The organism is Caballeronia sp. ATUFL_M2_KS44 (assembly GCF_023630965.1).
Taxonomy (GTDB): domain Bacteria; phylum Pseudomonadota; class Gammaproteobacteria; order Burkholderiales; family Burkholderiaceae; genus Caballeronia; species Caballeronia concitans.
Genome location: NZ_JALQEA010000006.1, coordinates 656235 through 675582 on the forward strand (window position 1 = coordinate 656235; position 19348 = coordinate 675582).

15 protein-coding genes are annotated in these 19348 nt (G+C 65.9%); 7 read left to right on the forward strand and 8 right to left on the reverse strand.

Annotation, left to right across the window (positions count from 1 at the left end; translation table 11 throughout):
• Positions 1-16: 16 nt before the first annotated feature.
• Positions 17-3067: a phosphoenolpyruvate carboxylase gene (ppc, locus tag NCR39_RS03070; protein WP_250450632.1), complete on the reverse strand. Its 3051-nt coding sequence runs from the start codon at positions 3065-3067 to the stop codon at positions 17-19.
• A gap of 278 nt (positions 3068-3345) precedes the next feature.
• Between ppc and hemC the strand changes: the two genes are divergently transcribed.
• The 4 genes from hemC (at position 3346) to NCR39_RS03090 (ending at position 9350) form a co-directional block, all read left to right on the forward strand.
• A complete protein-coding gene (gene hemC, locus NCR39_RS03075) occupies positions 3346-4380 on the forward strand; it encodes a hydroxymethylbilane synthase (RefSeq protein ID WP_250450634.1) in 1035 nt (344 codons plus the stop codon).
• Complete coding sequence (hemDX, locus tag NCR39_RS03080; protein ID WP_250450636.1) at positions 4380-6407, forward strand: fused uroporphyrinogen-III synthase HemD/membrane protein HemX; 2028 nt, start codon at positions 4380-4382, stop codon at positions 6405-6407. Before hemC ends, hemDX begins: the two co-directional genes overlap by 1 nt.
• Positions 6407-7600 (forward strand): heme biosynthesis protein HemY, encoded by a 1194-nt coding sequence (locus NCR39_RS03085; protein WP_040051956.1) that lies wholly within the window; start codon positions 6407-6409, stop codon positions 7598-7600. The genes hemDX and NCR39_RS03085 overlap by 1 nt, the downstream gene beginning before the upstream one ends.
• A 160-nt stretch (positions 7601-7760) precedes the next feature.
• Positions 7761-9350, forward strand: a complete 1590-nt coding sequence (locus tag NCR39_RS03090; RefSeq protein ID WP_250450637.1) for a GDSL-type esterase/lipase family protein — start codon at positions 7761-7763, stop codon at positions 9348-9350.
• Here NCR39_RS03090 and NCR39_RS03095 read toward each other — a convergent pair.
• The 5 genes from NCR39_RS03095 to trxB all read right to left on the reverse strand — a co-directional run bounded on the left by NCR39_RS03095 (position 9340) and on the right by trxB (position 13177).
• Positions 9340-9663 carry a rhodanese-like domain-containing protein gene (locus NCR39_RS03095; RefSeq protein WP_040051803.1) on the reverse strand — a complete coding sequence of 108 codons (324 nt, stop codon included), beginning with the start codon at positions 9661-9663 and terminating at the stop codon, positions 9340-9342. The two genes, NCR39_RS03090 and NCR39_RS03095, sit on opposite strands and share 11 nt — an antisense overlap.
• A gap of 69 nt (positions 9664-9732) precedes the next feature.
• On the reverse strand, positions 9733-10386 hold the full coding sequence (locus NCR39_RS03100; protein ID WP_250450638.1) for a protein-L-isoaspartate O-methyltransferase family protein: 654 nt from the start codon (positions 10384-10386) through the stop codon (positions 9733-9735).
• A 123-nt stretch (positions 10387-10509) separates the two neighbouring features.
• Positions 10510-11130: a trimeric intracellular cation channel family protein gene (locus NCR39_RS03105; protein ID WP_250450639.1), complete on the reverse strand. Its 621-nt coding sequence runs from the start codon at positions 11128-11130 to the stop codon at positions 10510-10512.
• A gap of 14 nt (positions 11131-11144) precedes the next feature.
• Entirely contained in the window at positions 11145-11933 is a 789-nt protein-coding gene (locus NCR39_RS03110) for a Smr/MutS family protein (RefSeq protein WP_250450640.1), read from the reverse strand.
• Between the two features lie 236 nt (positions 11934-12169).
• Complete coding sequence (gene trxB, locus NCR39_RS03115; protein WP_250450641.1) at positions 12170-13177, reverse strand: thioredoxin-disulfide reductase; 1008 nt, start codon at positions 13175-13177, stop codon at positions 12170-12172.
• Between the two features lie 358 nt (positions 13178-13535).
• On the opposite strand from trxB, the gene NCR39_RS03120 reads away from it, so the two are divergent.
• Together NCR39_RS03120 and lolA are read left to right on the forward strand one after the other, a co-directional pair.
• Positions 13536-15860 carry a DNA translocase FtsK gene (locus tag NCR39_RS03120; protein WP_250450642.1) on the forward strand — a complete coding sequence of 775 codons (2325 nt, stop codon included), beginning with the start codon at positions 13536-13538 and terminating at the stop codon, positions 15858-15860.
• 42 nt (positions 15861-15902) lie between these two features.
• Positions 15903-16571, forward strand: a complete 669-nt coding sequence (lolA, locus tag NCR39_RS03125; protein WP_250450643.1) for an outer membrane lipoprotein chaperone LolA — start codon at positions 15903-15905, stop codon at positions 16569-16571.
• Between the two features lie 48 nt (positions 16572-16619).
• Here lolA and NCR39_RS03130 read toward each other — a convergent pair whose 3' ends face one another.
• Entirely contained in the window at positions 16620-17078 is a 459-nt protein-coding gene (locus NCR39_RS03130) for a hypothetical protein (RefSeq protein ID WP_250450645.1), read from the reverse strand.
• A gap of 189 nt (positions 17079-17267) precedes the next feature.
• Positions 17268-18209: a LysR family transcriptional regulator gene (locus NCR39_RS03135; protein WP_250450646.1), complete on the reverse strand. Its 942-nt coding sequence runs from the start codon at positions 18207-18209 to the stop codon at positions 17268-17270.
• 125 nt (positions 18210-18334) lie between these two features.
• Here NCR39_RS03135 and speB point away from each other — a divergent pair, with 125 nt between their 5' ends.
• Complete coding sequence (gene speB / locus NCR39_RS03140; protein WP_250450648.1) at positions 18335-19345, forward strand: agmatinase; 1011 nt, start codon at positions 18335-18337, stop codon at positions 19343-19345.
• Positions 19346-19348 lie beyond the last annotated feature (3 nt).

Here is a 19348-nt window from a genome sequence, read left to right on the forward strand (position 1 = left end):
GCCTTAAGCGGGATCGTCAGCCGGTGTTGCGCAAGCCCGCCGCGATCCCGTTGATCGTCAGGTGAATGCCGCGCCGCAGCCGCACGTTCTGATCGCCCGCGCGGTGGCGCTTCAACAGTTCCACTTGCAGGTGATTGAGCGGATCGAGATACGGGAAGCGGTTCTTGATCGAACGCGCGAGCAGCGGGTTGTCGGAGAGCCGCTCGTGACGGCCGGTGATTTCGGTCAGCACGCGGCACGTGCGCTCGTGTTCCCCGACGATGCGGTCGAACACGAGCTTGCGCAGCTTCTTGTCGCTGACGAGCTGCGCATAGCGCGACGCCACCGCGAGGTCCGTCTTGGCGAGCACCATGTCCATGTTCGACAGCAGATTCTGGAAGAACGGCCAGGTCTTGTGCATCTTGCGCAGCGTGTTGAGCCGCTTCGCGCGATCGGCGTCGGAGCCGCCCGCATCGAGAAACGCGGTGACCGCGCTGCCGAAGCCGTACCAGCCGGTGAGCAGCAGGCGGCACTGGCCCCACGAAAAGCCCCACGGAATCGCGCGCAAATCCTCGATCTTGCGATGCTTCGGGTCCTGCAGCTTGCGCGACGCCGGCCGGCTGCCGATGTTCAGTTCCGCGATTTCCGCGATCGGCGTCGACGAGAAGAAGTAGTCGGTGAAACCTGGCGTCTCGTAGACGAGCGCGCGATACGCGGCCATCGCGGCATCGGAGAGCGTCTGCATCGTCGCTTCGAATTGCGGCAGTTGCGCGGGCGCGTTTTCGTGCGGCAGCAGCGATGCCTCCAGCGTCGCGGCCACGACCGTTTCCAGATTGCGCCGCCCGATTTCCGGATTGCCGAACTTGCTCGCGATGACTTCGCCTTGCTCGGTCAGGCGGATTTGACCGTCGACGGTGCCGGGCGGCTGCGAAAGAATCGCCTGATACGTCGGGCCGCCGCCGCGTCCGACCGTGCCGCCGCGCCCGTGGAACAGCCTGAGCGTCGTGCCGCGTGCCTTGAAGAGCGCGACGAGCGCCAGTTCCGCGCGATACAACTCCCAGTTCGACGTGAGAAAACCGCCGTCCTTGTTGCTGTCCGAATAGCCGAGCATGACTTCCTGTTCGCCGCCCTGATTGGCGATGAGCGCATCGACGCCCGGCAGCGCGAACAGGTCGCCCATGATGACGGGCGCATTGCGCAAGTCCGCGATCGTCTCGAAAAGCGGAATGACCATCAGGCCGTCGCGCGCGGGATCGTTCTTCGCGCCGAGACAGCCTTGCAGCACGCCCGTTTCCTTCTGCAGCAGCATGACTTCCAGCAGATCGCTGACGGTCTCCGTGTGCGAAATGATGTAGTTGCGCACCGCGCGCGCGCCGAAATTCTCGCGGATCACGCGCGCCGCTTCGAGCACGCCGAGTTCGCTTTTCGCGAGATCGGAATATTCGGCGTAAGGCAGGCGCAGCGGGCGCGGCTGTCCGAGTTCCTTCAGCAGCACGCGTTGCTTGTCTTCCTCGGAAAGCGCCGCGTAATCCTGCTCGACGCCGCCGCGCGCCAGCAATTCGGCGATGACCGCTTCGTGGATGTCCGAGCTTTGCCGCAAATCGATGCTCGCCAGATGAAAGCCGAAGACTTCCGATGCCCGCGCGAGCGGCGACAGGCGCGCGGCCGACAGCGACGCGCCGTGGTGCTCGGCGAGCGAATCGATCAGCACGTGCAGATCGCGCGTGAACTCGGCGGCGTCGGCGTAGGGCGTCGCGCGAACCGGGGCCGCGCCGCGTCCGGCGCTGCGCACCGCGACGACGCCTTCGCCCAGCCGCACGCGCGCGCTCGCGGCAAGCCGCGTGTAGATGCCGATCAGCGCGCGCCGATACGGCTCGTCCGTGCGATGCGGCGAGCGGTCCGGCGATGCTTCCGCCAGCGCCTGCAACGCTTCGCTCGATCCCGAGAGCAGTTCCGACACCGACAATTCCGCGCCGAGCTTGTGCACTTCTTCGAGATAGTGCTCGAAGATGACCGTCGCTTGCCGCGTGATGGCGTTTTCGAGCGTCGCGGCGGTGACGTTCGGATTGCCGTCGCGGTCGCCGCCGATCCAGCTTCCCATCTGGAAGAACGGCGGCAGCCGCGCGGGCAGGCCGTGCTCGGCGAGCGCGGCTTCGATATCGGCGTACAGCGCGGGAATTTCATCGAGGAAAGTCGCGCGATAGTAGGACAGCGCGTTCTCGATTTCATCCGCGACGGTCAGGCGCGAGTCGCGCAGCATCCGCGTCTGCCACAGCGATGTGACGCGCGCGCGCAGCACCGCTTCGTTCTGCGTGCGCTCGCGGGCGGTCAATTCCTGATCGCGCTCGGCGAGCAGGCGCGCGATGTCGTGCTGCGCATCGAGAATGCTCTTGCGCTGCACTTCGGTCGGATGCGCGGTGAGGACGGGCACGATCAGCGCGTCGTCGAAAAATTTCTGCAGCATCTTGCGCGTCGCGCTGACGTTCTTCTGCTCGCGCATGCGCTCGATCGCATAGGCGATGGTGCCGGGCCGCGGCGCGCTGCCCGCGAGCGCGTGAATGCGCCGCCGGCGGTTGTGATGCCGGTCTTCCGCGATATTCGCCAGATGCGAGAAATAGCTGAACGCGCGCACGACGCTCACCGTCTGTTCCGGCGACAGCGCGCGCAGGCGTTTTTCGAGCGACTGCGAGGCATCGACATCGTCTTCGCGGCGGAATTTCACGGCGGTCTGACGAATGGTCTCGACCATGTCGAACACGGCGTCGCCTTCCTGCTCGCGCAGCACTTCGCCGAGCAGCCGGCCGAGAAAGCGGATGTCCTCGAAAAGCGGGCGGTCCTTGTCGTCGCGGGCGCGGCCTGCTGTCGCGGGCTTCGCGCGTTCGGCGGATGCTTCGCCGATGACGGCATCGGCCTTCGCCTTCTTGCGCGGCTTCGCCATGTCCGCTTTCTTCGGAGGCTTCGGCTTCAGCGCGACGGCGGAAGGCGGCGGCGTCACGGGCGTCATGGGCGACGCGGCGGACGCGATGGAGGATGAGTCGGGCGATGCGCCGTTACTGCGAGCCTGGCGGGCCGATGCGGAAGACGTCACGTTGAATTCCTCTCTGATGCAAGCCAAAGACCATCGACGGACGCTTAAGGCGAGAGCCTGCGCCCGGGTGTCATGCGGACCATCGAAAGCGAACGCGCGTAAAGCGCCGAGTGCGCGCGCACGTGTCTCCCCGTGCTGCGCCCACGCACGTCGCCGACCTCGCGGACGCTCGGAAAGGCGCGCCGGACAAGGCTCCGGCGTGCCGCCCGCGCCAAATGGACCCTGGCGTGCGTGCTACCATTGTTCGTTATTTCATCCCGTCATCCGATCGAGCATCAATGAATTCCGAGACGCATTCAACGACACCGCCGCCAAGCCTCGTCATCGCTTCGCGGGAAAGCCGGCTCGCGATGTGGCAAGCCGAGCACGTGCGGTGTGCGCTGCACAAATTATATCCATCTTGCGACGTCAAAATTCTCGGAATGACGACGCGCGGCGATCAGATTCTGGATCGCACGCTTTCCAAAGTCGGCGGCAAGGGACTCTTCGTCAAGGAACTCGAAGCGGCGCTCGCCGAAGGACGCGCCGATCTCGCCGTCCATTCGCTCAAAGACGTGCCGATGCAGTTGCCCGAAGGCTTCACGCTCGGCGCGATTCTCGAACGCGAAGATCCGCGCGATGCCTTCGTCTCGCCGCATTCCGCGTCGCTGGCGGAATTGCCGGCGGGAAGCGTCGTCGGCACGTCGAGCCTGCGCCGCGAATCGATGATCCGCGCGCGCTTTCCGCATCTCGATGTCCGGCCGTTGCGCGGCAATCTGGACACGCGTCTCGCCAAGCTGGATCGCGGCGACTACGCGGCCATCATTCTCGCGGCAGCCGGACTGAAACGCCTCGGCATGGAAGCGCGCATCCGCGCGTTGCTCGATCCCGCCGACAGCCTGCCCGCCGCGGGCCAGGGCGCGCTCGGCATCGAGATTCGCGCGGATCGCGCCGATCTCGCCGCGTGGCTCGCGCCGCTGCACGACGAAGCGACCGCGCTCGCCGTCGAGGCGGAACGCGCGGTGTCGCGCGCGCTCGGCGGAAGCTGCGAAGTGCCGCTCGCCGCGTTCGCGCAGTGGCAGGGCGACGCGCTGCATTTGCGCGGCGCGGTATCCATGCCTGACGGCAAGCGTGTGCTGCGCGCGGAGGAACACGTGCGTGCGCCCGATTTCGCGGCGGCGCTCGCGCTCGGCCAGCGCGTGTCGGCGGATCTGGAAGCGCAAGGCGCGATGGACATCGTCAACGCGCTCACGACCATGAGCCGCGCCGACGCGCCCAACGCCGCGCCCGCGAAGCAGGACGAACTTCCGCCGTCCGCGGCGAATCCGTCCTGATGGCGAGCGCGCGCCGCGCCACCGTCGTCATCACGCGGCCGGGCGGGCAGTCGTCCGGGCTGACCGGGCGGCTTACCCGCGCCGGTTTCGACGCGTTCGAATTCCCGCTCATCGACATCGCCCCCGTTTCCGACGATGCCCCGCTGCGCGCCGCCCTCGACGAGTTGTACGGGCCGGAGCGTTACGCGCTCGTCGTGTTCGTCTCGCCGAATGCGGTCGATCACGCGTTCGGCCGCCTTTTCGCGCCGTGGCCCGCGGACGTGCCCGTGGCGGCGGTCGGACCGGGAAGCGTCGCGGCGCTCGCGCGGCAAGGCGTGAGCGCGCCGGGGCATCGCGTGATCAGTCCGTCGGCGGAACATGCCGATCCGCGCTTCGACTCGGAGGCGCTGTACACGGCGATCGAATCGCACTTCGGCGCGAACGGGCTCGAAGGCAAGCGCGTGCTGATCGTGCGCGGCGACGGCGGGCGCGAATGGCTCGCCGAGCGTCTCGCGGAAGCGGGCGCGCGCGTCGAAAAGGCGGCGGCGTACCGGCGTCTGTTGCCCGAACCGTCGATGCAAAAGTGGGAGCGCATCCACACGCTGCTCGCGGGCGCGCCGCATGCGTGGCTGCTGACGAGTTCCGAAGGCGTGCGCAATCTCGACGAACTCGCGCGCGAGCATCTCACCGCCGACGAAATCGCGCGCATCAAGCGGGCGCCGGTGGTCTGCCCGCACCCGCGTATCGCCGAGGCCGCGCGCCAGACGGGTTTTGATAGGATTACGGTGTCCGGCGCCGGCGATGAGCGCATCGTGCAGTCGCTCGAAACGCTGTTTCCAGGCGACGCGTCATCGGCGGCCGTATCGACGGACCACTCACCGGCCAGTTCGGCGGACAACTCACCGGCTCATCAACCGGCTCAATCACGCATGACTGATTCGAACGATTCCAAGAAAGCTTCACCTCAGCCGAACGTGACACCGCCCCTGCCGCCCAACACGCCGTTCACGCCCTACGAGCAGCAGAAGCGGCGCGGCGGCGCGGGCAACGTATTGCTGTGGTTCGTCGTCGCCATTCTGGCCATCGCGGCGGGCGCGGGCGGCTATGCGCTGAACCGCAAGTTCGACCGCAAGGAACAGGAACTGACGCAGCGCGTGGCGCAGGCCGACGCGCAAAACGCCGAACTCCGCGCGAAGACCGATCAGGCCGCGAGCGCGGCGGGCGCGCTCAATACGCAGATCATCCAGTTGCAAGGCAAGCTCGCCGATGCCGAAGCGCACAGCCAGGCGTTGCAGCAGCAATATCAGGATCTCGCGAGCAATCGCGACGACTGGACCATCGCGGAAGTCGAGCAAATTCTCTCGAGCGCGAGCCAGCAACTGCAACTGACCGGCAACGTGCAACTGGCGCTTTTCGCGCTCGAAAGCGCCGACACGCGCTTAGCCGCGACGACCGGCCCGCAGGTGGTGACCATCCGCAAGGCCATCGCGCAGGACATGGACAAGCTGAAGGCCGCGCCGACCACCGATCTGACCGGTCTCGCCATCAAGCTCGACACCGCCATCGAACAGATCGACACGTTGCCGCTCGCGGGCGAAGCGCCGATCGAGCGTGCGCGCGCGCAAGCCGCCGCGCCGGCCGATAGCGCGTCGATCGCGGCGGCGACCGGCGAGCCGCGCTGGAAGGTGCTGTGGCGGCAGATCACGGCGGGCATCGGCCAGCAACTGGCGAGTCTCGTGTCCGTGCGACGCATCGACAACGCGGACGCCATGCTCACGGCGCCTGATCAGGGCTATTTCGTGCGCCAGAACGTGAAGCTGCGGCTCTTGTCCGCGCGTCTGTCGCTGCTCTCGCGCAGCGAAGCCACGCTCAAGTCGGACCTTCAGGCCGCCGACGCATCGCTTGGGCGCTACTTCGATCCGTCGTCGAAGAAAGTGGAGGCCGTGCGCGGTCTCGTGAAGCAGGTCGATCAGGCATCGGTCGCGGTCGCCGTGCCGAACCTGAACGCGAGCCTCGCCGCCGTGCATCAGTTCAAGCGAGGCGGATGATGACGATTCGTGGACTCATCTGGCTCGCGCTGCTGTTCGCGGTCGCGGTGATCGTCGCGACGGTCGGCGGCTTCGACGGCGGGCAGGTTCTGATCGTGGTGCCGCCGTATCGCGTGGACGTGTCGCTGAATCTGTTCGTGGTGGCGCTCGTCGTGCTGTTCATTGTGCTGTACGCGCTGATTCGCGCGGCGCGCGGCGTGTGGAAGATGCCCGAGCGCGTGGCCGCGTATCGTGCGCGCAGCCGGCTCGCGAAGGCGAATGCGGCGTTGCGCGACGCCATCGGCCATTTGTATGCGGGCCGCTTCTCGAAGGCGGAGAAGGCTTCGCGCGACGCGCTTTCCGTCGATGCGAACAAGGGCGCGGCCAGCCTGATCGGCGCGCAGGCGGCGCATCGGCTGCACGAATACGCGCGCCGCGACGAATGGCTCGCGCAAATCAGCGGCGCGGACTGGCAGGACGCGCGCCTCATGGCCACCGCCGACATGCGCGCCGATGGCCGCGACGCGGACGGCGCGCTCATCGCGCTGACGGAAATGCAGGCGCAGGGCGGGCGGCGCATCCACGCGCAGCAGATCGCGCTGCGTGCCCAGCAGCAATTGAAGAACTGGGGCGAAGTGCTGAAGCTCGTGCGGATGCTGGAAAAGCGCGAGGCGCTGCATCCGGCGGTCGCGGTGCGTTTGCGTCAGGTGGCGGCGGAAAATCTGCTGCGCGATCGCCGGCATAATCCCGACGCGCTGCTCGAACTCTGGCAATCGCTCTCGGTGACGGAGCGCCAGTCGCCGCGTCTCGCCGATCTCGCGGCGGAACTGCTGATCGCGCTCGATCGTCGCGCGGAAGCGAGGAAGATCGTCGAAGATGCGCTCGCGCATAACTGGGACGCGCGGCTGTTGCGGCGCTATCCGGATTGCGTCGTGGGCGGCGACGCGTTCCCGCTCATCCAGCGCGCCGAAGCGTGGCAGAAGGAGCGCACCGAAGACGCGGACCTGCTGTTCACGCTCGGCCGCCTGTGTCTGCATCAGCAGTTGTGGGGCAAGGCGCAGGCGTTCCTCGAATCGGCGCTGAAACTGGCCGATAACGAGCCGCTGAAGATCCGCACGCATCGCGCGCTGGCGCGTCTGCACGAACAGCTCGGCGACGCCGACAAAGCCGCCGAGCACTATCGCGCGAGCGCGCTGGCGATGAACGTCGTTTAAGCGAATTCGTCGTCGGATTCGTTAGAAAGCCGCATGCTTGCAAAGGCATGCGGCTTTTTCATTTCTTCGTCTCCGTCTGTTCGTTCGCGCACGGCCACGAACCGGCGCTGCGTGATCTATTCTCATTCAACAATCGCGCGAGTCATAAAAAGGAGACGAAGTGGATACAGCGAACCGACTTCGGTGGCTCGTCACGCCGGCGCTTTGCGCGCTGCTTTCATGCGTGGAAACGTCGCCTGCACTCGCGCAGACCGGCGCGCCGCAATGGACGGGCACGTGGTCCGCCGCGCCCGCGATCACGAGCGATCCCGGCTTCGACAATCAGACGATTCGCCAGATCGTGCACACGAGCATCGGCGGGACGGCGGTGCGGCTGCGCTTCTCCAATCTCTTCGGCAGCCAGCCCGTCACGCTCGGCAACGTGCATGTCGCCGAGCGGGCGAGCGGCGCGCGGACCGTCGCCGCGACGGACCGCGCCGCCACGTTCAACGGTCAAGCGTACGTGACGATTCCGGCAGGCGGCTCCGTCGTCAGCGATACCGTCGCGTTTCAGGCGCCCGTGCTCGGCGACGTGGCCGTGAGCTTCCATGTGCCGTCGAAGACGCCGCCGAATTCGACCGGCCACCCCGCCGGCTTGCAGGACGTCTATATCGCGCCCGGCGACGTGAGCGGCGATGCGTCGTTCGCGGGCGGCGTCGCCAACGCGGCGGGCGGGCAGTCGTACTACTTCCTCACCAATCTCGATGTCGTCAACGCGGGCGCGACGGGCGCGGTCGTCGCGTTCGGGGCATCGATCACGGACGGCCTCGCGTCCACGCCGAACACGAACCGGCGCTGGCCGAACCGGCTGGCCGAGCGGCTGATCGCCGCGGGCATGAACGTCGGCGTGCTGAATCAGGGCATCAGCGGAAACAACTTCTTTTCCGACGGCGATTCGTCCGGGCAGGCGGGCCTCACGCGCTTTCAGCGCGACGTGCTGCAACAGGCCAACGTGAAGTGGGTGATCGTGTCCGACGACGCCGTGAACAATCTCATCGGGGGCAATCCGCCGACTGCGCAGCGGCTGACCGGCGCGTTCGAGCAGTTGATTTCGCAGGCGCACGCCGCGCACGTCAAGGTGATCTGCTCGACGCTCACGCCGTTCGAAGGCATTTCGCGATGGACGCCCGCCATCGAGGACACGCGGCAGGCGGTGAACGCGTTCTTGCGCGATCCATCGAGCGGATGCGACGGCGTGCTCGATCAGGCCGCCGCGCTCGGCGGTCCCGGCGACGCGTCCATCGCCTACGCGAGCGCGTTCAATAGCGGCGACGACCTGCATCCGAACGATGCGGGCCTCTTGGCCATCGCCGATGCGGCGCATCTCGACTGGTTCGCCGCGCTGCCCGCCGTGCGCGCGCCGTCGGGCTGCGGAAGGCTCGCGCCGGGCGAGGGCTTGTCGATCGGGCAGACGCTCTCATCCTGCGACGGGCGTTTCGCGCTGACGCTGGGCCGCGACGGATTTCTCGCGATCGTCTACGAAGGCGCGGCGATCTGGTCGACGAGCGATGCGGGCGCGCCAGGCGTGGAGATGCGTTTCGAGGAGGACGGCACGCTCTCGCTATTCGATGCGAACGGCGCGCGCGTATGGCAAAGCGGGAAGGCGAACGTGGCGGTCGGCTACGCCTACATGCAGCGCGACGGCAACCTCGTCGTCTATTCGACGGCCGGCAAGCCGGTCTGGGCGACCGGCACGATCGTCAATAAGTAGGAACGGACGGATCGACCTGACGCGACCACGCGTCGATGCCGCCGTACAGATTGAAGATGTTCGTGAAGCCGCGCGACTCCAGGAACATGCCGACCGAGGCGCTGCGCGCGCCGTGATGGCAGATGCAGACGATCTGCGCGTCGTCGTCGAGTTCTTCGCTGCGCGCGGGAATGTCGCGCATCGGGATCGACACGACGTTGTCCATCTTCGCCGTCTGAAGCTCCCACGGTTCGCGCACGTCGAGCAGCACGGGGGCGGGGCGGGACGAATCGGCGAGCCACGCGGCGAGTTCGGGTGCGGTGAGATTCTGCATGGGATCGAAATCGGAACGGACGATGAGAGCCCGCGGCGGCGTTAAGTCCGCGCCGCGGAGCGATTGAGTTCAGAACCTGAACGGCGAAGGATGCAGCGCGTTCTTCAGCGGCGCGACGAGCGTTTCGAAGATATCCGACACGCGGAACTGCTTTTCGTCGACGCGCGTGATGATCTGCGCCTTCATGACGGGCGCCGCGCCGACGAACGCCGCAATGCGCCCGCCGATGCTCAGCTGCTCCAGAAACTCCTGCGGCATGACCGGCAGGCCGCCGGACACGCAGATGACGTCGTACGGTGCGCCCTGATCCCAGCCGCGCGCGCCGTCGCCCTGCGCGACCTGCGCATTCGTCACGCCGTTCGCGGCGAGATTCTGCTTCGCGAAATCGGCGAGTTCCGGCGAGATTTCGACGGTCGTCACGCTGCGGCCGCGATGCGCGAGCAGCGCCGCCATGTAGCCCGACCCGGCGCCGATTTCCAGCACCGTTTCGGTCTTCTTCACCGCGAGTTCCTGCAGGATGCGCGCTTCGACCCTGGGCGCGAGCATGCGTTCGCCGCCGGGCAGCGGGATTTCGAGGTCCGCGAAAGCGATGTTGCGATAGGCGGCGGGAACGAAGTTCTCACGCTTGACGATCGACAGCAGGTTCAGAACGTCCTGGTCCAGCACATCCCACGGACGAATCTGTTGCTCGATCATGTTGAAACGCGCTTGCTCGATGTTCATTTTCTGTGTGCGTGTTGACGACCGGAGACTGACGCCCCGATGCCCCGGCGCGTGCGCCGGAGGGAGGCGGATTGACTCCGCGATTGTAGCAAACGAGGGCGTTTTCCCGTCTGCATCGCGGGTTCAGCGCGGCAGGCGAATGTCGAATTTGAAGGTGATGAGCCGCGCGACGAGGATAAACGCCGTCGACATCAGCACGTTGTAGATCGGCTCGACGGCGAACTGCTCCAGCCCGATGTACATCCAGCAGCCCGCGAACGCGCACACCGCGTAAGGCCGCGAATCGCGCAGGATGAGCGGGACTTCGTTGCACAGCACGTCCCGGATGATGCCGCCGAACACGCCGGTGGTGACGCCCATCATCGTCGCGGTGAAGATGGGCATTTGCGCGTCGAGCGCGATGGACGTGCCCGACACGCTGAACAGGCCGAGCCCGATGGCGTCGGTCACGAGCAGCGCGCGCTGATCGAAGAGGCGCGTCGTGAGGCGAAGGAAGAGCGGCGCGAAGATCGACATCGCGAAGATCGCGAGCACGTATCCCTGATGCTCCACCCAGTAGAACGGGCGGCGCGAGAGGAGCACGTCGCGCACGGTGCCGCCGCCGAACGCGGTCGCGAGCGCGACGAGAAACGCGCCGACCGCGTCGAGCCGGCGCTTCCTCGCTTCGATGAGGCCGGAGAGCGCATACGCGAAGATCGCGAACGCCTCCATGATGGAAATGGCGAGGGTGAGTCTGGGATGCACGTGCGTTCCGTCGTTCAGCGGGTCTTGTCTTGTGGATGATTGTGATGCCGCGGCGCGCCGCCCGGCTGCAGCAGCACGAGCACGGCGCCCGCGCCGCCGTCGTGCGGACGCGCCTGACAGAACGCGATCACTTCCGCCTTCTGCACGAGCCACGCGCGCACCTTGCCCTTGAGCACCGGATGCTTGCCGATGGAGCCGAGCCCCTTGCCATGAATCACGCGCAGGCAGCGCAGCCCGCGCTTCACCGATTCGCGGATGAATTCCGCGAGCGCCTCGCGCGCTTCCTCGCGCCGCATGCCGTGCAGATCGAGCTGCGCCTGCACGATCCACGCGCCGCGCCGCAGCTTCTTCACCACTTCCTGACTGACGCCGGGCCGGATATAGGACAGCGTCTCGTCGATGTCGAGCAGGCTTTCGGGATCGTATTCGTCGGAAAGCGCTTCCTGCAGCACCGCTTCTTCGTCGCGCAGGCTTTGCAGCGGCAGCGGCGAAGGCGGCACACGCACGACGGTCGTGCGCGGCGGCGTCTTGAGCGGCTCGATTTCGCCGATCGCGCGACGAAACTCGTCGGCATCCGCGACGGCTTCACGCTCGGCCCGCGCCGCCGCGACGCGTTCGGCTTGCCGCTTGTCGGCGTCGGCCTTGAGCGCGGTCTTGAGCGACGCGAGACCCGAGAGCCCGTCGCGCCTGACCGCCGCCGATACGTCGCGCGGATCGGCAGGCTTCCCGGCGGGCGCAGCCGGGCGCGGCGCTTGTGGCCGGCGGGACTTCGGTTCGTTCGGGTGAGGATGATTTTTCGGCATCGTTCGGCCAGAAGAGTCGGCTGCCAGTCAGCGACGCGCGGCGCGCCGATTTTGCCACGCGCGCGGCGGCTGTCGAATGGGCGAAGGTGAAATGCGCGTACCGACGGAGAGAAACAAAAAAACGGGCCGTGGCCCGTTTCGTTCCGCCTACGCGCCACGACGCGCCCGAGCGCCACACGCCGAAACCGCGCGCCGGCCCTCATTCTAATGGCCGGGCGCGCCGTATCGCTTGCCGCTCAGCGGTCCTTTTCGTGGCTCATCGAGTGCGGCGTGGGCGTTTCGTCGATGGCTTCGAGATAACGCTGCGCATCGAGCGCGGCCATGCAGCCGGTGCCCGCGCTCGTGATGGCCTGACGGTAGATGTGATCCTGCACGTCGCCCGCCGCGAACACACCGGGGATGCTCGTCGCGGTCGCGTTGCCGGCCGTGCCGCCCTTCGTGATGATGTAGCCGTTCTTCATCTCGACCTGGTTCACGAACAGGTCCGTGTTCGGCTTGTGACCGATCGCGACGAACACGCCCTGCAGCGCGACGTCGGTGGTTTCGCCCGTGCCCGTGTGCTTCACGCGCAGGCCGGTGACGCCGGAATCGTCGCCCAGCACTTCGTCGAGCACGTGGTTCCACTTGATCTCGACGACGCCTTCCTGCTCCTTCGCGAGCAGGCGGTCGATCAGAATCGGCTCGGCGCGGAACTTGTCGCGGCGGTGAATGACCGTCACCTTCTTCGCGATGCCCGACAGATACAGCGCTTCTTCGACCGCCGTGTTACCGCCGCCGATGACCGCGACTTCGCCGTTGCGATAGAAGAAGCCGTCGCACGTGGCGCACGCGGACACGCCCTTGCCCATGAACGCCTGCTCGGACGGCTCGCCGAGATATTGCGCCGATGCGCCCGTCGCGATGATGAGCGAATCGCACGTGTACTCGCCCGAATCGCCGATCAGCCGGAACGGCCGCTCATTCAGCTTGGCAGTATGGATGTGATCGAACACGATCTCGGTGTTGAAGCGGCGCGCGTGTTCTTCCATGCGCTGCATCAGTTCCGGACCTTGCACGCCCGAGGGATCGCCCGGCCAGTTTTCGACGTCGGTGGTGGTCATCAGCTGGCCGCCTTGCGCGAGGCCGGTGACGAGCAGCGGCGACAGGTTCGCGCGCGCCGCATAGACGGCGGCGGAGTAGCCGGCGGGGCCGGAACCGAGAATCAGCACTTTGGCGTGCTTGGGCGCGCTTTGGGATGAAGACATGGCGATGGTCCGTTATTGATGGTCTGACCGGAAGCGGAAGCGGTGGCATCCGCGCAGCAAGTTCGACTCCCGCGCGCGTCGCTTCCGGTGACTCGTAGTTGGATGCAAGTCCTCGATTATAAAGGGCCGTGCAAAACCCTTCCGAGTGAACCTTTCAATCGCTTTGATAGGGCAGAGTCGCAGAAATGACGCCAAAAACGCGCGCCCGGTGCACGTGAGGAGTGTTACAGCATGCAAGTGCCGGCCGGTTTTTGCGCCTGTCCCTGCAATGCAGCGTTTACAATAGGCCACCGTTCATGCAGCCCGGATCGCCACCGGCGCGAAATCTCCAAGGGCTGCGAAAAGCGACACCGAATCAATGGCAAAAGCATCCTATTCCGCGAGCCCGCAGGCGTTGCCGCACCGCATGTCGCGGCTCTTCACCGAGATTCGCTGGATTCTCCAGGTCGCGCTCGGACTTTTCCTCGTGATGGCGCTGATTTCCTATAGCCGCAAGGATCCGAGCTGGACGCACGCGGTGAGCGTCGACCGCATTTCGAACTGGGCAGGGCGCGTCGGCGCGTATGCGTCGGACATTCTGCTGCTCGTGTTCGGGCTGTCGTCGTACTGGCTCGTCGTGCTGCTCGGGCGGCGCATCGTCGCGAATTACCGGCGCATCAGCGAGCCGGCGGCGCAATCGTCCGCCAGCGATGAAAACGCCCCGCGCGACCGCACCTGGCTCGCCGAAGCTTTCGCGTTCGTGCTCGTGCTGCTCGCAAGCGACGGCATCGAGGCGCTGCGCATGTGGTCGCTCAAGGTGCCGCTGCCGCGCGCGCCGGGCGGCGTCGTCGGCGATATCGTCGCGCGGCATGTTTCGCACGCGCTCGGCTTCACGGGCGCGACGCTCTTTCTGCTGATCGCGCTCGCGATCGGGCTGTCGCTCTATTTCCGCTTTTCGTGGCTTTCCGTCTGCGAGAAAGTCGGCGAGGGCATTCTCAATGCGATCACCGGCGCGCAGCTGCGGCGCGAAGCGGGGCGCGATCGCAAGCTCGGCGAGGAAGCGGCATCGAAGCGCGAAGGCAAGGTCGTGCGCTCGCGCGTGAAGCACGAAGATCACGAGCCCGTGGTGATCGTGCCGCCGGTCGCGACGCCGCCGCGCTCCGAACGCGTCGAGAAGGAAAAGCAGGTGCCGCTGTTCACGGACCTGCCGGGCGATTCCACCTTGCCGCCCATCTCGCTGCTCGATCCGCCGCCGAAGACGCAGGAAACCATCGCCGCCGATACGCTCGAATACACGTCGCGTCTCATCGAAAAGAAGCTGAAGGATTTCGGCGTCGAGGTGAGCGTGGTCGCGGCGTATCCGGGGCCGGTCGTCACGCGCTATGAAATCGAGCCGGCGACGGGCGTGAAGGGCAGCCAGATCGTCGGGCTGGCGAAGGATCTCGCGCGGTCGCTGTCGCTCGTGTCGATTCGCGTCGTCGAGACGATTCCGGGCAAGAACTTCATGGCGCTCGAATTGCCGAACCAGCGCCGGCAGACCGTCAAGCTCTCCGAGATTCTCGGCTCCGAGGTGTACGCGAACGGCGCGTCGCCGCTCACGATGGGTCTCGGCAAGGACATCGGCGGCAATCCGGTTTGCGCCGATCTCGCCAAGATGCCGCACTTGCTGGTCGCGGGCACGACGGGTTCGGGCAAGTCGGTCGGCATCAACGCGATGATTCTTTCGCTGCTCTACAAGGCGAGCGCGGATCAGGTGCGGCTCATTCTGATCGACCCGAAGATGCTCGAAATGAGCGTCTACGAAGGCATCCCGCATCTGTTGTGTCCGGTCGTCACGGACATGCGGCAGGCCGGCCACGCGCTCAACTGGGCCGTCGCCGAGATGGAGCGCCGCTACAAGCTGATGAGCAAGATGGGCGTGCGCAACCTCGCGAGCTTCAACACGAAGATCGACGAAGCGAAGAAGCGCGACGAGAAGATTCCGAATCCGTTCAGCCTCACGCCCGACGATCCCGAGCCGCTCACGCGCCTGCCGAACATCGTGGTGGTGATCGACGAGCTCGCCGATCTGATGATGGTCGTCGGCAAGAAGGTCGAAGAACTGATCGCGCGGATCGCGCAGAAGGCGCGGGCGGCGGGCATTCACCTGATTCTCGCGACGCAGCGGCCTTCGGTCGACGTCATCACCGGCCTCATCAAGGCGAACGTGCCGACGCGCATGGCGTTCCAGGTGTCGTCGAAGATCGATTCGCGCACGATTCTGGATCAGCAGGGCGCCGAGTCGCTGCTCGGCATGGGCGACATGCTTTATCTGCCGCCGGGCAGCGGTTTGCCGGTGCGCGTGCACGGCGCGTTCGTGTCGGACGAGGAAGTGCATCGCGTGGTCGACAAGCTGAAGGAGCACGGCGAGCCGAATTACATCGAAGGCATTCTGGAAGGCGGACTCGCGGGCGACGGCGACGAAGGCGCGGCCGGTGCGGGCGCGGGTTCGAGCGACGGCGAAGCGGATCCGCTCTACGACCAGGCGGTCGAAGTCGTGATCAAGAACCGGCGCGCGTCGATTTCGCTCGTGCAGCGGCACTTGCGCATCGGCTATAACCGGGCGGCGCGGCTGCTGGAGCAAATGGAGAACTCGGGCCTCGTTTCGGCGATGTCGTCGAACGGCAACCGCGAGATTCTCGCGCCGGCGCGTGAAGCGGAATAACGTCGCGCGCTGGCCGGCACTATCTGGATGGAGAACGAGACTATGAAGCAACGAACGGGGAAGATTTTCGGCGCGGCGATTCTGTCGGCTTCGATGCTCTTCGCAACGCACGCATTCGCGAGCGGCACCGAGCAACTGAAGCTCTTCGTGTCGCAAGTGCACGCGGCGCGCGGCGACTTCACGCAGCAGGAAGTCAAGGCGCCGAGCAAGGCGAACAACGGCGCGATGGCCACGCCGACGGCGTCGAAGGGCGCGAACTCCAGCGGCACGTTCATGTTCGCGCGGCCGGGCAAGTTCATCTGGTCCTACGAGAAGCCGTATTCGCAGGTCCTGCAGGCGGACGGCGACAAGCTGTACGTCTATGACAAAGACCTGAATCAAGTGACGGTGCGCAGCCTTGGCGGCGCGCTCGGCGCAAGTCCGGCAGCGATTCTTTTCGGCAGCAACGATCTCGACAAGAACTTCACGTTGCGCGATGCGGGCGTGAAGGGCGGCATCGACTGGCTCGAACTCACTCCGAAGGCGAAGGACACGCAATTCGAGACCGTGGGCATCGGCTTCAAGGACGGCAATCTCCAGGCGATGGAGTTGCACGACGTCTTCGGCAACGTCACGCTGCTGACGTTCTCGAACATCCAGAAGAACCCGCCGATTAAGGGCGATACCTTCAAGTTCAACGTGCCGAAAGGCGCGGACGTGATCAACGGGTAATAAAAAACGCGGCTCCCCGGAGCCGCGTTTCGTTTGTGGCGTCTACTTTTAGTGATAGTTCGTGACGAGCGTCACGAGTTTCGCGGACGCGTCCGTTCCCTGCATCGACAGCACGCCGCCCGATGCGCCCACGTGAAAGACGCCGCCGCTGTTCGGCGCGATGCGGCGGCCTTTGCCGTCCGCGAAGCTCGCGTTCAACTCGGCGGGCGTCGCGCGATGATTGTCGATAGACAGCGAAACATCCGCGCTCGGCGCACTGTTCGGCTCGGGCGTGAACGTCACCGATGCCGTGTTTCCGCTTTGGTCTCCTCGCGCGGAAAATCCGGGGCCGTCCGCCGACGTTCGCGCGTTCGTCGAGAGTCCGAACGGCGGCGCGACCAGCGCTCCCAGGAAGGTGATCGTGCCGCCCGGAACGGTCACCGCGCCGGCGGAAACGGCGAAGCAGGCGGCCGCGCCTGCAATGGCGATTCGTCCGAGCCGGATGGCGTGCATCGTCGTGTTGCGCATCTCGTTCCCCTTTCTTGGTCGTTTCGTTTCTCGCTCAAGCGGATCGTTCTGATCCGATTCGTCGAAGCGTAAGACGATAATAAGAGGAGTCCGATTCGATTGCCAAGGAAAATCGCACGAGCATCTCAAAATAAATGCGATGCGCGTTGAGAAGTCATCGATTAATTTGTTTCGACTGCTTATGAGCCGCTAAATTCGCTTCGTCATTTCGATGCGATGCGCCCGCGCCATGTCCTCGATGAAGGCATCGACGATGTCGTTCTTCGCGCTGTGCACGCCGCGTCCGCCGCCTTTGCGATCGGCGCGCGTGACCATGTGGAACGCGACGCGATAACGCATCGTCGATTCGTTGAGCGGCGCGAGCAGGCCGTCGTTCACATAGGACGCCGCGAAGTGCTCCGGCAGATAGCCGAGGTGTCGCCCGGAGAGGACGAGCATCGCGACCGCTTCCATGTTGTCCGCGACCGCGCTGATCGAACGCGGCGCGAGCGCGCCCGCCTCGGGCAGCGGATAACTGCGCCACGCCCAATCGTGCTCGGCCGCTTCCGCGAGCGTCACGCGGCCCGCGCGGTCGAAAAGCGGATGCGTCCGCGCGCAATACGCGAGCTGATCCTCCGCGAAGATCTCCGTGTAATCGAGCGACGGCACGCGATGCCAGAAATAGCCGATCGCCATGTGAATGCGGCCGGCGAGCAGCATTTCTTCCAGTTCGCCCGGTGAGCGCACGAGCACCGAAAAGCGCACGGATTCGTCGCGTTCCCGAAAGCGCGCGATGGCTTCGCTGATCCGCGCGTTCGCGCTGACCGGCGTGTTGCCGATCATCCCGAGCGTCAGCGTGCCGACGAGCTTTCGGCCGACGTTGCGCGCGGTCGAATCGAACGTTTCGACGGCGGCGAGGAGCGCGCGGCACGCATCGACGAACTGTTCGCCGCGCGACGTCAGCGCGAAACCGCCGCGCCCGCGCTCGCAAAGCCGATAGCCAAGCCGCGTTTCGAGCGTCGCGAGCTGCGTGCTGATGGTCGACTGGCCGACGTTGAGCGTCGCTTGCGCGGACGAAACGCCGCCTGCATCGACGATGGCGAGGAACACGCGAATGAGCCGCAGATCCAGGTCGGAAAGGTGAGTGAACATGGGCGCCGCCGTTTGCAGGGATACATCGATTGGAATCGATGTGAAGTTGATTTCGGCTGCATTTTAACTCGGCGCGAAAGGCGGTATTTCTAGCGAATCTCAGTCACCCGCGAACATTCGCCATCATGAATACGTCTTCGCTCTTTGCGCCCGCCGAACACTTCGATTCCCATTTCCACGATCATCGCGCCGAGCGGCCGCAGCCGTTGTCGGGCAACCAGATGCCGCGTTGCGGCGGCATCACGACGATGATGCGCCTGCCGCATGTTCCGTCCGCCGCCGGACTCGACGCGTGTTTCGTCGGCGTGCCGTTCGATCTCGGCACGTCGAACCGCACGGGCGCGCGCTTCGGGCCACGTCAGGTGCGCAGCGAATCGGTGCTGCTGCGCCCGTACAACATGGCGACGCGCGCCGCGCCGTTCGATTCGCTGCGCGTCGCGGATATCGGCGACGTGGCGATCAATCCGTACAACCTGCTCGATTCCATCGACCGGATCGAGCGCGCGTATCGCGAAATTCTCAAACACGGCTGCAAGCCGATCACGCTCGGCGGCGATCACACCATCGCGCTGCCGATCCTGCGCGCCATTCACGCGAAGCACGGCAAGGTCGGGCTGATTCACGTCGATGCCCACGCCGACGTCAACGACACCATGTTCGGCGAGAAGATCGCGCACGGCACGCCGTTTCGCCGCGCGGTGGAGGAGGGCTTGCTCGACTGCGAGCGCGTGGTGCAGATCGGCCTGCGCGGAACCGGCTACGAAGCGGGCGACTTCGACTGGTGCCGCGAGCAGGGCTTTCGCGTCGTGCAGACGGAAGCGTGCTGGAACAAGTCGCTCGCGCCGTTGATGGAGGAAGTCCGCGCGCAGATGGGCGACGGACCGGTGTATATCACGTTCGATATCGACGGCATCGATCCGGCGTTCGCGCCCGGCACCGGCACGCCCGAGATCGCCGGGCTGACGGTGCCGCAGGCGCTGGAGATCGTGCGGGGCGCGTGGGGACTGAATATCGTCGGCGCGGATCTGGTTGAGGTCGCGCCGCCCTACGATCCGTTCGGAACGACGGCGCTACTCGCGGCGAACATCGCGTTCGAGTTGTTGTGCGTGCTGCCTGGCGTGCAGCGGCGGGTGTGAGGC

Excerpts from the sequence above, each read along its gene's own strand:
- hemC (WP_250450634.1), top strand. The coding sequence starts at position 3,346 with ATGAATTCCGAGACGCATTCAACGACACCGCCGCCAAGCCTCGTCATC.
- hemDX (WP_250450636.1), top strand. The coding sequence starts at position 4,380 with ATGGCGAGCGCGCGCCGCGCCACCGTCGTCATCACGCGGCCGGGCGGG.
- NCR39_RS03085 (WP_040051956.1), top strand. The coding sequence starts at position 6,407 with ATGACGATTCGTGGACTCATCTGGCTCGCGCTGCTGTTCGCGGTCGCG.
- NCR39_RS03095 (WP_040051803.1), bottom strand. The coding sequence starts at position 9,663 with ATGCAGAATCTCACCGCACCCGAACTCGCCGCGTGGCTCGCCGATTCG.
- NCR39_RS03100 (WP_250450638.1), bottom strand. The coding sequence starts at position 10,386 with ATGAACATCGAGCAAGCGCGTTTCAACATGATCGAGCAACAGATTCGT.
- NCR39_RS03110 (WP_250450640.1), bottom strand. The coding sequence starts at position 11,933 with ATGCCGAAAAATCATCCTCACCCGAACGAACCGAAGTCCCGCCGGCCA.
- trxB (WP_250450641.1), bottom strand. The coding sequence starts at position 13,177 with ATGTCTTCATCCCAAAGCGCGCCCAAGCACGCCAAAGTGCTGATTCTC.
- NCR39_RS03120 (WP_250450642.1), top strand. The coding sequence starts at position 13,536 with ATGGCAAAAGCATCCTATTCCGCGAGCCCGCAGGCGTTGCCGCACCGC.
- lolA (WP_250450643.1), top strand. The coding sequence starts at position 15,903 with ATGAAGCAACGAACGGGGAAGATTTTCGGCGCGGCGATTCTGTCGGCT.
- NCR39_RS03130 (WP_250450645.1), bottom strand. The coding sequence starts at position 17,078 with ATGCGCAACACGACGATGCACGCCATCCGGCTCGGACGAATCGCCATT.
- NCR39_RS03135 (WP_250450646.1), bottom strand. The coding sequence starts at position 18,209 with ATGTTCACTCACCTTTCCGACCTGGATCTGCGGCTCATTCGCGTGTTC.
- speB (WP_250450648.1), top strand. The coding sequence starts at position 18,335 with ATGAATACGTCTTCGCTCTTTGCGCCCGCCGAACACTTCGATTCCCAT.